This is a genomic window from Mucilaginibacter defluvii (assembly GCF_039543225.1).
Lineage (GTDB): Bacteria > Bacteroidota > Bacteroidia > Sphingobacteriales > Sphingobacteriaceae > Mucilaginibacter > Mucilaginibacter defluvii.
This window is the reverse complement of the sequence record NZ_BAABJI010000001.1, coordinates 867,185-880,554: the sequence shown is the minus strand read 5'-3', so window position 1 is coordinate 880,554 and position 13,370 is coordinate 867,185. Positions and strand designations below refer to the sequence as shown.

Below are 13,370 nucleotides of genomic sequence, written 5' to 3'. Positions count from 1 at the left end.
TATTTGCCAGTATTAAACTTATAATGAACTGGTACCTTATCATGAAAAAAGCACTATTGATTTCGATACTGGCCGTAGCTACATGCTGCGTTGACGCTAATGCACAAAGCCTGCCAGATGTTTCCCAGATTAAACTTGAAACAAAAGAAGATTACAATGCTACCGCGGACAGTGCCGCGTTGAAATCTGCAAACTATTTGCTTAGTATGCCTTACCAGAAAGATGATATTAAGCGCTTAAAATCACTACAATATTTGGTAAAATGGATGACAGGCACACCGAAATATCAATTTGACCTTGATGAATCAGCCGGTGCATTTTTGGGTGAAAGCGACAATCTTGGCATGTATATGGCGGCTCTTGTGAGGGTTAAAATAATGCAGCCTGAAATAAAAGACTCTAAAAAGGTTGGTCTGGAAGCAACTAAACAAGTATTGCGATATATGCAAGATCCTAAAAATCAAGTCAAGATAGACAAAAAGGTAAAAGCACTTATTGAAGCCGATGGAAAAGGTGAGTTAGAGCAAACCTTATACAAACCAAAGCAATAATTCATTAAACGCAGCCCGTTTGCTACAAGCTTACGGGTTGTGTTTTTATCATTTGTTTAAGCTCTTCTTCATTCGTCAAATCGAGCCTTAGCGGGGTTATGGAAACCAGTCCATTTTCAACCGCCCAGCGGTCTGTACCTTCGTCGGCCGGCTCAAGCGGGGTTACGGTAAACCAGTAATGTTTGCGGCCCATAGGGTCGGTGCCGGGTATAACAGTACCGTCATATAGACGTACGGATTGCCTCGTCCAGGTGATATCCGTAGGGTGCTCAGGAAAGTTCACATTGTATAATGCGAGCTTATCGTCTTGCAGTAATGAGCTTAGTACCTTTTCAACAAAAGGCTCAAGCGCCTTAAAATCCGGTTCGGTTTTGCCAACCGGCGTGCTTAGCGCAATACCTTTAATGCCGAATAACACCGCCTGTTTTGCCGCTGCCAGCGTACCGGAGTGCCACATGGAATTACCCAGATTTGGCCCCATATTAATGCCGGATAGCACCACATCAGTTTTTGACCAAAGGTGTGTTCCTAAAGCCACGCAATCTGCCGGGGTACCGTTAACCCGGTAAGCCTCTATACCCGGAAATTCTATGGGTGATTTTTTATAACTCAACGGCCTTGAATGGGTAACCGCGTGGCCCATTGATGATTGCTCTACATCCGGGGCTACTACCCTTACCTCGCCAAACTTATTTGCTATTTGTGCCAGGGCAGCTATGCCCGGGCTATATATTCCATCATCGTTGGTGATCAGTATCCGCATAACATTTAACAGTTAGTTTATTATTTCAACCACAAAACAAAAGGTATGTTTTAATTGATTGTACTTTAAACCACATTACCGATGCCGAAAGTTAAACTGTTGCACAACCCCCGCGCGGGCGATAAAGCGCATTCAAAAGAAAACCTGATAGCCCTTTTTGCCAAAGAAAATTTTGAGTGTGACTATTCGTCGATAAAAGAGGACGGCTGGGAACAAATCACCAATGATACCGAAATAATTGCCATTGTAGGTGGCGACGGCACTGTGCGTAAAGCAGCCAAGGCCATCCTTAAAGATGATGTAAAAGCGCCGCATCTAATAGGACTGCTGCCTTTTGGCACCGCGAACAACATCGCAAAAACGTTAGAAATTGATGGCGAGGTTCAGGATATCATCCACACCTGGCACAATAAAAATACCAGCCCGTTTGATGTAACTTATGTTGGCGGACTGACAGAACGGGTATTATTTTTAGAGGGGTTTGGCTATGGCATCTTCCCCCAGCTAATGCGCGAAATGAAACTGGTGGACAAAACCAAGCTTGATACGCCCGAAAAGGAAATTAAGAAAGCACAGGAAGTACTCCGGGATATCGTACTGAATTATGAAGCGCGCGAATGTGTGATTACCACAGACGACGAAACAATTAGCGGGTGTTACCTGCTTGTTGAAGTGATGAACATCTGCTCGATAGGCCCCCATTTAAAGCTCGCACCCCATGCCTCGCCCGGCGATGGCATGCTTGAGCTGGTTTTATTGCCCGAAAAACAGCGGCGCCATTTTGCTGATTACCTGCAGCACCTTATTGATGGTAATGATTGCCCTGCCTTCCCTTACGAAACTTATACCGGAAAGAGCTTTACTCTTACCTGGATGGGTACTGATTTACATGCCGACGATGAATTGATTGACTATACGCAACCTGCAAAACTGAAGCTTGAAGTACAACCAGGCAACCTTCAGTTTTTAGTACCATAAGCTATAATACCTAAAAGTAGGTATAGTGTATTTCAAAATTGGTTTGTAGCTTTAGGTGGATAACACCTTAACCCTGTCCTTAACAAAAAAGCAGAAGAAGCTGACTAAATTTGCCGCTCCTTCTGCTTTTTTTTATGTTATGCGGATTGATTTACCGCTTACGTGCCTGGAAATTAAGCTTGAGGTTTATACCGCCTGCGCCAAATTTTATCTGCTGGGCACCCAAACCATCAAGCGGATACTTAACAAATGGCTCAATAACCAAACGGTTGCTTTTACCCAGCGGATACCCCACACCAAAGGCCACGTTAAGGGTACGGGCAAAATAAAAGTTGCCAAAGCCCTGCTCAATTTTTTCGTTAACTACCCGGTTATCCTCTCTGGAGATAGACGAATAGCTGTAACGGTAATTATAGCTTTGATTGAGAAAGGTTCCTGAACTTACGCCTGCGGATATGTAGGTATCGTTTTTATCCGGATCGAATTCAAACTTCAAATTCAGCGGAACATCTAAACCAACCAAACTGGCATTATAGTTCTGCAAGGCAGGCGGCGCTATCGAGGTATTAAAGCCTTTTTCATCGGCGGCCCTTAACGAGTTAGCTACCACAGATGCATCTGCCGCCACGGCAGGCAGCTCGGCCGGACTGCTTACGTTATAATTGAATGAGTTTTGCGCGATGGACACCCCGGTGGATAACTTCAGGTTTTTTGAGATCCGGAAATCAGATGATACACCCGCGCCAACATTTACCCGGTTATCGCTGCCCTTGGCATAGTTAACATAAGTTGCCGCATACACGCCAAAGTTTACCAGCTTATCCGCTTTCTGATCCTGCTTTTTCTGCGTATCGCTTGCATAATCACGGGCGAACAGGCGGTCTATCGGTTTTTGCGCCGTTACATCCGGCTGCTGAACAACCGGCGGTTTAACCACGTCGACGGTTGTTGTTGGTTTTTGTGCCGGTACAGTGGTAACGGCATATTGTTCAGTAGCTGCCTGCGAACGCGGAGTGCTGATCACACTGTCTTTTTTCCCCCTATTAACAGTTGATTCCATGAGGCCAGCGGCCACAATGTTATTTTCAGCAGCTCCGCGCTTATACGCAGTTACAGCTTGTGCTTGTTTATTATTTGATGCCTCTTTCCTCATGGCCAGTACCGGTTCATCAGGCATAAAGCCTCCGGCAATAGCGGCATTATTATTTTCATAGATGTCAGGGCTTGCAGATTCTTGCCGCTCTCCGTTAGCCTTAGCCGGCTCCGGCTCAATTCGCTCTGCCGTTTCAGGTTGAGCAGGTTTGGTTTTAACCGGCTTGTTAACGGCGATTGTGTTTGATGCAGCGGGTTTATCAAACCTTAACCATAAACCTACACCCAGGCACAGCAAAATAACCGCGGCGGCCGAAAGCCACCACAACCTCGTAACGCCGCGGCTATTCGCAGGCGCCGGAAACCGCTCTCTGAGCTGCATCCAGCCTTCGTCAGCGCCGGCATCGTCATATTGATCAAACACCTCGCTGATGCGCCTTTTTAAGTCGTCCTCAAACTCCTCTTTCACAAGTTTGGCTCCTCCTTACTTAAAATTTTTCTCAGCTTCTCCTTTGCCCTGCTCAGGTACACTCGCGATGAGCTAACCGGTATATCTAACATCTTGCTGATCTCGTCATGGTTATAACCATCTATCTCATACAAATTAAAAATGGTGCTTTGTATCTCGGGCAGTAAATTCAGCAGGTTTAAAATATCCTGCGCGTTCATTTTGCCTATTACCGTAGCACCCTGACCAATGGGCGGTGCCTCATCAATGTCAGTATTCGCCATAAACTTCAGGCCTTTGCGCCGTTGGTCAATTGCGGTATTTACAACCACCGTACGCAGCCAGGCTTTAAATGGCTTATCATCGTTATAAGTATGTATAGCATTAAAAACTTTTATAAAAGCGTCATTAACTACCTCTAAGGCATCATCGCGGTTAATGCTGTACCTCAAACTAACACCCATAGCATAGCCATAGAATTGCTTGTATAGCAACTCCTGGTATTTCAGGCTGCCTTTTTTACATTGACTGATGAGCTCACTCTCAGCAATGCCTTTGGTTAGATGCATTAACTGTTCAGACGGATTAGTTGTGTATTCCCTTTGGGGGAAGGTAAAGGTAATTAATGACACAATTAATCAGCTCTTAATTAGCCGTTTTGTTAAAATCATAGATCCATCTGGTTGTATCAGGATTTGAACCACGCGCTACCTGGAACTTGGTGCCGTTATAGTAGTACGCGTAAGTACCTACCAGGTGGCCTCTTTTTGACGTATCAGAGTACGTTTTGTCGGTAAACCGGATGTATGAATAATCATAAGCAAAGTTACCGTTGCTGTTGGCGTGTACCTTAACGCTATCCGTGCGCAAAGTATATCCGCTATCGGCTTTCATGCGCAGGGTTACCGGAATTTTCTTCGCGGTATCAAAACCGGTGCCATTGGTTTTTCTTTTCAGGATGTAATATGAACCTTTAAAATTACCTGTAAGTTCAGCTAACGGGGTTACATCATCATTGTTGTTTTTTAAACAACCAGTGCTTAATACGCCTATTAATAAAGCGCCTACGGCCATCACATTAGTCAGTTTTCTTTTCATTTTCCTTAAGCTTTTTTACCATTACGGCAGCTTAAAGTAAAACGATACATGCGTCGGAAAAAATTTATAACTTTTTCGCCTCGTTCCAGAAAACGTCCATTTCGGCCAGCGTCATGTCGTGCAGTTTCCGGCCCTGTTCATTCGCTTTTGCCTCGAGATATTGAAAACGCTTAATAAATTTCCGGTTGGTTTTTTCGAGCGCATCCTCGGGATTGATATTGATAAAGCGGGCATAATTAATGAGTGAGAACAGCAGGTCGCCAAACTCACCCTCAGCTTTTTCGTGGTCAAAGTCGCGGTGATCTTCCGGGTTGAATTCCTGTTTAAATTCGTGCATCTCCTCCTCCACTTTCTCCCATACCTGGCTTTTGTCCTCCCAGTCAAAACCTACACCGCGGGCTTTTTCCTGTATGCGCGATGCTTTCACCAAAGCCGGTAACGAGGCGGGCACACCGCCCAAAACCGATTTATTGCCTTCTTTTAGTTTGATCTGCTCCCAGTTACGTTTAACGGCCGCTTCGTCCTCTGCCGCTGTATCACCATAAATATGCGGATGGCGGTTGATGAGCTTATCGCTGATGCTGTTCAGCACATCGGTAATATTAAAATCATTAGTTTCGGACGCTATGCGCGAATAGAAAACCAGGTGCAGCATAATATCGCCCAGTTCCTTTTTCACCTCCTGCAAATCGCCGCTCAAAATGGCGTCCGAAAGCTCGTAGGTTTCCTCGATGGTAAGGTGCCTGATGCTCTCGATAGTTTGCTTCTTGTCCCACGGACAATTTTCACGCAGATCATCCATGATCTTCAACAAACGTTCAAAAGCAACAGCCGGCGTAGCACCGGTAACAGGCGGAATTAAAGGCATATGCAATGTTTTGGGCAAAGATAGAGGTTATTTCGGAGTTCGGAGTGGTGATTGCGGAATGTTTTTGATTTCGGAGCATGGAACGGTGATTGCGGAATTTGCTTTTAGTGATTAGTTATTAAAACTTTTCCTTCACCGCCCTTAGCATCTCCCGCTTACCCGGCGCTCCGGGCGCTTTTTCAACCTTTAAACCGAGTGCTTTGATGCTGCGTTTTAAGTTACCGGTAATGGCGTAGGTAACGAATACGCCGCCGGGCTTTAAAAATTGCAGTGTGTGGGTAATGGCCGTTTCATCCCACATTTCGGGTTGGTGGATAGCGGCGAAAGCATCGAAATAGATCACATCAAATTGCCTGGCCGATGTAAATTCGAGCAGTTTGGTATGCGCTATTTCGAGATTACAATATTCATTCAACTTAGCTTCGCCGGTTAACGCATTTTCGTAATTGCCTGTAAACTGCTGCCATAACGCAGGCGAGCAATAGGCATCATAACCGGTTTGTTGCAACAACTCTTGCGTTAGCGGGTAAGCCTCAATACCCATATAATTCAGTTTGATCTGCTGAGCTGAGCAAAAATCGGCAGTCAGCAAAAAATTCAGGCCTGTACCAAATCCTACTTCAAGTACCGAAGCCTCTTTTAACTCTTCGCCCGCCAAAAAATACCGTAATCCGGAGTTCAGAAAAACATGCTGACTCTCCTGCAAAGCGCCATGTTTGGAATGGTAATTCTCGCCAACAGCAGGATTGTAGATGGTTTTAGAGCCATCAGCAGTGGTAACTATTTGAAGTTCTTGATTCATGATTGACAGATCATAGTAATGTTAGAGCTGCCATGAACTATGAACCAGCAACCATTAACTCTTTTATCCGCTCCCCATAATCAAACACCGGCACATTAGTTACAGTGGCTTCGATAATGCTGCTTGCCGCAGCCGAGCGGTAGCCTGCCGCGCAATGTACCGCTATAGGTTTGCCGGTCGGTATCTCGTTCACGCGTTCACGCAATTCGGGTAGCGGGATGTTGATGGCATTTTCGAACACCTTGCCCTTAGCGATTTCGCCGGTGTTGCGCACATCAACAATGGTGTATTTATTTTGATTAGCTATAAGGTCATCATCAAAAACATCGTCTTGTACCAAGTCGCTTTTTAACGCGGTTGATGCGGCGATGATATTTTTTTCGTAACCTATTTTGGCTGCTTTGGCAATGGCTTCGTTAATACAGTGTTCGCTGGCGGCAATCAAATAGAACTGCTCATCAGGAGCTACGATTGAGCCCAGCCATGTTTCAAATTTTTCGCCGTCCTGTAAGTTAATGGCTCCGGGTAAATGGCCTTTCTTAAATTGTTCAGCCGGGCGGCTATCTACTATCAGCACATCTTTTTGAGCGCTAATGTTATCAACTATCTTAACGGCATCAATACCCGGTTTAAATGCAGGTGCGCCGGTTTTATTGGTTTCCACATCATACCCAAAGTATTTAGGTACAAAGGGCTGATCAGCAATTAACAGCTTCACAAAATCGGCTTCATCCATGGTTTTCAGGGCATAGTTTTCGCCCACTTCGCGACCGATGGTACTCTGCAAATCGGCACTCATGTTTTTACCGCATAACGAGCCGGGACCATGCGCCGGGTAAACGATCACGTCCTTACGCAACATCATCAGTTTATGGCGGGTGGTATGATACATCTGGCGCGCCAATTCTTCCTTTTTAGCGGTGATGTTGCCTGCACTCTCGCGCAAGTCAGGGCGGCCAACATCACCTACAAACAGGGTGTCGCCGGTAAATATGGCGGTATCTCTGCCGTTCTCATCCTCAACCAAAACACAAATAGAATCTGGCGAGTGGCCGGGTGTGTTGATGGCTTTCAGTTCGATATCTGCCAGATCTATGATATCTCCATCATCAAACGTTTCGTGCGGGTACTCGGCACCCGCCAATTTACTGATGTAAACCGTAGCACCGGTGGTTTGGTGTATCTCCAGGTGCGAGCTCACAAAATCGGCATGGAGGTGGGTTTCTATCACCCCTACTATTTCGGCTTCGTGCAGCGCGGCCAAATCATAATACTGCTGCGGGTTACGGGCAGGATCAATAACTACCATTTTACCGGCGCGAATAATGCCATACGAGGCGTGGGCCAGGCCCTTGTCATAAAATTGATTGATGAACATAGTCGGCGCAAAGATAAGTCACCCCTCCTAAATCCTCCCCAATGGGGAGGACTTTTATTTTCTTTTTTTAAGCCCTCTTTCTAAACTGTAAATTCCAATTCCCTCTCCTAATGGAGAGGGCCGGGATGAGGTGAGGGTTGGGTGGGTTTACCATATCTTCGCCCTGTCTTCAGGTTTTTTATACATTTTATCGCCGGGCTGAACGTTGAACGCTTTGTACCAGGCATCAATATTGGTTAACGGGGCGTTGGTACGGTGTTCCTCGGGCGAGTGCGGATCGGTCAGGATGCGCTGGGCGGCGGTTTCAGCCAATTGCTTGCTGCGCCATACCTGCGCCCACGACAAGAAGAAACGCTGATCGGGCGTAAAGCCATCAATCTTTTCGCCGCTTTGGCCCTGTTTTGTTTTCTTCCAGGCATCGTAAGCAATGCTTAACCCACCCAAATCGGCCAGGTTTTCGCCGAGGGTTAAGCGGCCGTTTACATGCATGGTATCTAACACAGCAAGGACATTGTATTGCTCCACTACTTTGTCGCTGCGTTGTTTGAATTTTTCGGCATCGGCGGCAGTCCACCAGTCGCGCAGGGTACCATCGGCATCATACTTACGGCCCTGATCGTCAAATCCGTGGGTGATCTCGTGCCCTATAACCGCGCCTATACCACCGTAGTTAATAGCATCATCAGCCTTAAAATCAAAAAACGGAAAGCGCAGTATGCCTGCCGGGAAAACGATCTCATTATTTACCGAGTTATAGTAAGCGTTAACGGTTGGCGGTGTCATGCCCCAGCGGGTTTTGTCAACCGGTTTACCCAGCCTACTCACCATATAATTATATCGCCATATTGAGATATTGCGCAGGTTGCCCGCGTAATCATTACGGCTAATGTTCAGGCCATCATAGGTTTGCCATTTATCCGGATAACCGATTTTAACCGTGAAGGCGTTTAGCTTTTTAAGGGCACGCGCCTTGGTTTCGTCGCTCATCCAATCCAGGTTTTTGATGTGCTCGGCGTAGGCCACTTTAAGGTTGTTCACAAGTTTTTCCATATACTGCTTAGCCGCAGCCGGAAAATACTTATCCACGTAAAGCTGTCCTAACAATTCACCCAAACTGCCATCAACCAGGGCCGACATGCGCTCGCTGCGCGGCGCCTGTACTTTTTGGCCGCTAAGTACTTTGTTAAACTCAAAGTTAGCCTTCACAAAGGGCGAGCTTAATGAACCGGCCGCGCCTTTAAGCACATTCCATTTCAGGTATACCTTTATATCGGCAATCGGGGTGGCAGTTAGCAGTGAATCCACCGTTTTCATAAATGCCGGGTTTGATACCAGCATGGAGTCTTGCCCCGGGGTTTTCAGCTTGGGCAGCAGGACAACCCAGTTAAGGTTTGGCGTGGTCTTGCTAAAATCTGCTACCGTGAACTTATTGTAAGTAGCATTCGGGTCGCGCATGGCTACACGCGACAGCTGGGCGTTGGCCAACGTTTTCTCTATTTGCCAGATGGCTGCGGCATTCTTCTCCGCGGCATCGGCGGCAACGCCGGTTAAGCTAAACAATTCAACAATATATTTTTTATACGCTTCCTGTATTTTCTGACTGCGGGCATCGTTTTTCAGGTAATAATCGCGATCAGGCAACGTAGTACCGCCCTGGCCGAGGCTAACAATATATTTGGTCGGATTTTTTGAGTCCTGCCCCACACCAAAGCCAAACAGCGGGCTACCCAAACCGTTAACACGCTGAAAAACCAATTCGTTAACAACACCTTGTACAGAGGCAATCTTGTCAATACGTTTCAGGTCGGTTTTAACAGGGATATAACCCTTTTTTTCGATGGCGAGGCTATCCATGGCGCTGGCATACAGATCGCCGGTGCGTTGTTTTACGCTGCCTTTTGGATGATTGCTTTGTTGGCTCACCTCGTTCAGGATGCTGATCAGGTTATCGGTACTCTCCTGCCTCAGCATGATAAAACTGCCCCAACGGGTTTGCTTGGCGGGAATTTCGTTGCGTTTAAGCCAGCCGCCGTTGGCATATTCAAAAAAGTCATCACCGGGTTTAACGGCGGTGTCCATATTTTGGGTATCAATAAATTTTTGAGGCTGATTATTGCTGCCGCTCTGGGCAAACGTAGCTGTAGAAGCGCATAGCAATGCAGGGAGTGCTAAACTCAGGTACTTTAATTTCATCTGTGGTCAGTTGTTGTGAAATTAAAGTTATGCAAATGCTATGTAATTACGCAATTGCTGTTACCGGTTAAACCAGTTGATCAGGAACTCAAGCCCCGATTTTTTAAACATCTCGTGTACAAACCTGTTGAACGACAGTGCTTTCATGCTATCAAAAGTTATGTACTATCAATAACTGTGTAATTGTAAAATTATTGTGGGGCGGAAAGTTGGTTTATAGTTGATGGTTCATAGTTAATGGTAAAATGGGGAAGATTGGCGTTTTGCAGGCATCAATTTAATCTGTGTAATGACAAACCTTCACCAACAATGAACTGTAAACTTTACTGCGCTCTACAACTATGAACCATGAACCATTAACTATCAACCTATAAACTATGATGCCAATTATATATTTTTGCGCACTATGAGTAAATATCAGCCACAGGAATTTGAAGATAAATGGTATAGCTACTGGTTGCAGCAGCAGTTTTTTAAATCGGTACCCGACGAGCGCGAGCCTTACACCATTGTGATCCCGCCGCCAAACGTTACCGGTGTGCTGCACATGGGCCACATGCTTAACAATACTATTCAGGATGTGCTGATACGCCGCGCCCGCATGAAAGGCAAAAACGCCTGCTGGGTACCGGGTACTGACCACGCAAGTATTGCCACCGAAGCCAAGGTTGTGGCCATGCTCAAAGAAAAAGGTATCAACAAAAAGGATATTACCCGCGATGAGTTTTTGAAGTACGCCTGGGAGTGGAAAGAAAAATACGGTGGCATCATACTCGAACAGCTTAAAAAACTCGGTGCCTCATGCGATTGGGACCGTACCGCTTTCACTATGGACCCACACATGAGCGAGGCCGTGATTGATACGTTTATCCACCTGTACAAAAAAGGCTGGATATACCGCGGCGTACGCATGGTAAACTGGGACCCGCAAGGCAAAACCGCCGTTAGCGACGAGGAAGTTAACCGTAAAGAGGTAAACCAGAAGCTGTATTATATCAAGTACTTTTTGAGTCCGGAAGACGGGAAGTCCGAAAGTCAGAAAGACGGAAGTGAAGATGAAAAACCACAGGTTGTAATAGGTGATGATGAAAAGCAGGAAGTAACTGCAATAGAACAAGAAGTACTTTCGGACTTATCGACTTCCGGATTTTCGGACTTCCTCACCATCGCCACCACGCGCCCGGAAACCATTATGGCGGATAGCGCGATCTGCATCAACCCGAATGATGAACGCTACACGCATTTGCATGGTAAAAAGGTATTGATACCGCTTATTAACCGCGAAATACCGGTTATACTGGATGAGTATGTGGATATGGAATTCGGTACAGGCTGCTTAAAGGTTACCCCGGCGCACGATTTGAATGACTACCAGTTGGGCCAAAAGCACAACCTGCAGGTAATTGATATATTAAACGATGACGGCACGCTGAACGAAAGCGCGCAGATACTGGTTGGCGAAGACCGCTTTGCCGCCCGCAAAAAGATCGCCGTACTTTTAGAGGAAGCCGGCTCGTTAGCTAAAACGGAGGATTATAAATCGCAGATAGGTTTTTCAGAACGTACGGATGCCATTATTGAGCCAAAGCTATCCATGCAGTGGTTCTGTAAAATGAGCGAGATGGCGAAACCCGCACTTGATGTGGTTTTGAACGGCGAGGTTAAGCTGATCCCCGAAAAATTCATCAACACCTACCGCCACTGGATGGAGAACGTGAAGGACTGGAACATCAGTCGCCAGCTTTGGTGGGGGCAGCGTATACCGGCCTGGTACAACGAGAAAAACGAATGGGTAGTTGCCAAAACCGAAGATGAAGCAAAGTATGAATTTGAAAAAGCAGGCTTAACTTTTACTACGCTGCGCCAGGAAGACGATGTGGTGGATACCTGGTTCTCGTCATGGTTATGGCCAATATCCGTATTCAACGGCATTGCCGAGCCGGATAACGAGGAGATAAAATACTACTACCCAACTAACGACCTGGTTACCGCGCCCGAGATATTATTCTTCTGGGTAGCGCGTATGATTATGGCGGGTTTGGAATGGCGCCAGGAGATACCTTTCCGCAATGTATACCTCACCGGTATTGTGCGCGATAAGCTTGGCCGCAAAATGTCGAAATCATTAGGCAACTCGCCTGATCCGCTTGACCTGATCGAAAAATATGGTGCCGATGGCGTGCGTATTGGTATGCTGCGTTCGTCACCGGCGGGTAATGATTTGATGTTTGACGAGGAGCACTGCAAATGGGGCAGCAGCTTTGGTAACAAAATATGGAATGCCTTTTTGTTAGTTAAAGGCTGGGAAGTTGATAATAGCCTGGAATGCCCTAACAACATTGCCATTGAGTGGTTTAAAAGCCGCTTTAATCAGGCCCTGGTTGAAATTGAAGATAACTTTGGGCAATACCGCCTGTCTGAAGCGTTGATGAGCACCTATAAACTGGTGTGGGATGACTTTTGTGCCTGGTACCTGGAAATGATAAAACCTGCTTATCAAAAACCTATTGACCGCCATACTTATAACGTTACCATCAGCTACTTTGAAGATATTTTAAAATTGCTGCATCCGTTTATGCCGTTTATTACAGAGGAGTTGTGGCATGACAAATTGTTTGGCGAACGTGGGGAAAAAGATTGTTGTATTGTGGCGCAAATGCCTGCAAATGGGGAAGTAAATACACAGCTGATTAGCGACATGGATGTCGTGATATCCATTATAGGGCAAGTACGTAACGTAAGGAGCAAAAATCAGCTCTCCCCCAAAGAAAGTTTACAACTTTCGGGAAAAATAAATTCAGGTATCGATTACAAGCGCTATACCGGTGTAATCCAAAAGCTTGCCAACGTTAGCGCCTTCAGTTTTGTGGATGCCAAAGTTGATGGCGCGGTTGCCTTTATGGCCTATACCGATGAGTTTTTTGTGCCCCTTGCACTGAATATTGATATTGAAGCTGAAAAAGATCGTTTGGAAAAAGAAAAAGAGCGGTTATCTCGTTTGTTAAACAAGGTTAACGGAATGCTGGGTAATGAACGCTTTATGCAGAATGCCAAACCTGATCTGATACAAAACGAGCAGCAGAAGAAGGCGGATGCCGAAGCTAAGCTGGCCGTGGTTGAGGCAAGCCTCGCGGCTTTGGCTAACTAATTGCATGTATAAATTAACGGGGGCGGGTTTACCCCACCCGCTTCCGATTTT

General features: G+C 46.1%; 11 protein-coding genes. 3 read left to right on the top strand and 8 right to left on the bottom strand.

The features are described 5' to 3' along the window. The first annotated feature begins 41 nt into the window (after window positions 1-41). Entirely contained in the window at window positions 42-551 is a 510-nt protein-coding gene (locus ABD960_RS03950) for a hypothetical protein (protein ID WP_345329595.1), read from the top strand. Window positions 552-573: 22 nt separating this feature from the next. On the opposite strand, the gene surE is transcribed toward ABD960_RS03950, so the two are convergent. Then, on the bottom strand, window positions 574-1,314 hold the full coding sequence (surE, locus tag ABD960_RS03945; protein WP_345329594.1) for a 5'/3'-nucleotidase SurE: 741 nt from the start codon (window positions 1,312-1,314) through the stop codon (window positions 574-576). Between the two features lie 81 nt (window positions 1,315-1,395). Here surE and ABD960_RS03940 point away from each other — a divergent pair, with 81 nt between their 5' ends. Next, on the top strand, window positions 1,396-2,292 hold the full coding sequence (locus ABD960_RS03940) for a diacylglycerol/lipid kinase family protein (protein WP_345329593.1): 897 nt from the start codon (window positions 1,396-1,398) through the stop codon (window positions 2,290-2,292). Window positions 2,293-2,443: 151 nt separating this feature from the next. Here the strand turns inward: ABD960_RS03940 and ABD960_RS03935 are convergent, their stop codons facing one another. The 7 genes from ABD960_RS03935 to ABD960_RS03905 all read right to left on the bottom strand — a co-directional run bounded on the left by ABD960_RS03935 (window position 2,444) and on the right by ABD960_RS03905 (window position 10,171). Next, on the bottom strand, window positions 2,444-3,853 hold the full coding sequence (locus ABD960_RS03935) for a hypothetical protein (protein ID WP_345329592.1): 1,410 nt from the start codon (window positions 3,851-3,853) through the stop codon (window positions 2,444-2,446). Further along, window positions 3,850-4,464, bottom strand: coding sequence for an RNA polymerase sigma factor (locus ABD960_RS03930; RefSeq protein WP_345329590.1), 615 nt, complete (start codon window positions 4,462-4,464; stop codon window positions 3,850-3,852). The genes ABD960_RS03935 and ABD960_RS03930 overlap by 4 nt, the downstream gene beginning before the upstream one ends. Window positions 4,465-4,477: 13 nt before the next feature. Further along, window positions 4,478-4,930 carry a hypothetical protein gene (locus tag ABD960_RS03925; protein WP_345329589.1) on the bottom strand — a complete coding sequence of 151 codons (453 nt, stop codon included), beginning with the start codon at window positions 4,928-4,930 and terminating at the stop codon, window positions 4,478-4,480. Window positions 4,931-4,994: 64 nt separating this feature from the next. After that, on the bottom strand, window positions 4,995-5,798 hold the full coding sequence (gene mazG / locus ABD960_RS03920; RefSeq protein ID WP_345329588.1) for a nucleoside triphosphate pyrophosphohydrolase: 804 nt from the start codon (window positions 5,796-5,798) through the stop codon (window positions 4,995-4,997). A gap of 118 nt (window positions 5,799-5,916) precedes the next feature. Continuing rightward, the gene (mnmC2, locus tag ABD960_RS03915) at window positions 5,917-6,600 is read right to left on the bottom strand and encodes a tRNA (5-methylaminomethyl-2-thiouridine)(34)-methyltransferase MnmC2 (protein WP_345329587.1); all 684 of its coding nucleotides are present in this window, start codon (window positions 6,598-6,600) and stop codon (window positions 5,917-5,919) included. 37 nt (window positions 6,601-6,637) lie between these two features. Further along, window positions 6,638-7,978 (bottom strand): rhodanese-like domain-containing protein, encoded by a 1,341-nt coding sequence (locus ABD960_RS03910; protein ID WP_345329586.1) that lies wholly within the window; start codon window positions 7,976-7,978, stop codon window positions 6,638-6,640. Between the two features lie 147 nt (window positions 7,979-8,125). After that, on the bottom strand, window positions 8,126-10,171 hold the full coding sequence (locus tag ABD960_RS03905) for a M13 family metallopeptidase (protein ID WP_345329585.1): 2,046 nt from the start codon (window positions 10,169-10,171) through the stop codon (window positions 8,126-8,128). 406 nt (window positions 10,172-10,577) lie between these two features. Here ABD960_RS03905 and ABD960_RS03900 point away from each other — a divergent pair, with 406 nt between their 5' ends. Continuing rightward, window positions 10,578-13,319, top strand: coding sequence for a valine--tRNA ligase (locus tag ABD960_RS03900; RefSeq protein WP_345329584.1), 2,742 nt, complete (start codon window positions 10,578-10,580; stop codon window positions 13,317-13,319). Window positions 13,320-13,370: the final 51 nt, after the last annotated feature.

Coding starts and splice junctions, on each gene's coding strand:
- mazG (WP_345329588.1), bottom strand. CDS start 5,798: ATGCCTTTAATTCCGCCTGTTACCGGTGCTACGCCGGCTGTTGCTTTT.
- ABD960_RS03905 (WP_345329585.1), bottom strand. CDS start 10,171: ATGAAATTAAAGTACCTGAGTTTAGCACTCCCTGCATTGCTATGCGCT.
- mnmC2 (WP_345329587.1), bottom strand. CDS start 6,600: ATGAATCAAGAACTTCAAATAGTTACCACTGCTGATGGCTCTAAAACC.
- surE (WP_345329594.1), bottom strand. CDS start 1,314: ATGCGGATACTGATCACCAACGATGATGGAATATATAGCCCGGGCATA.
- ABD960_RS03900 (WP_345329584.1), top strand. CDS start 10,578: ATGAGTAAATATCAGCCACAGGAATTTGAAGATAAATGGTATAGCTAC.
- ABD960_RS03940 (WP_345329593.1), top strand. CDS start 1,396: ATGCCGAAAGTTAAACTGTTGCACAACCCCCGCGCGGGCGATAAAGCG.
- ABD960_RS03950 (WP_345329595.1), top strand. CDS start 42: ATGAAAAAAGCACTATTGATTTCGATACTGGCCGTAGCTACATGCTGC.
- ABD960_RS03910 (WP_345329586.1), bottom strand. CDS start 7,978: ATGTTCATCAATCAATTTTATGACAAGGGCCTGGCCCACGCCTCGTAT.
- ABD960_RS03925 (WP_345329589.1), bottom strand. CDS start 4,930: ATGAAAAGAAAACTGACTAATGTGATGGCCGTAGGCGCTTTATTAATA.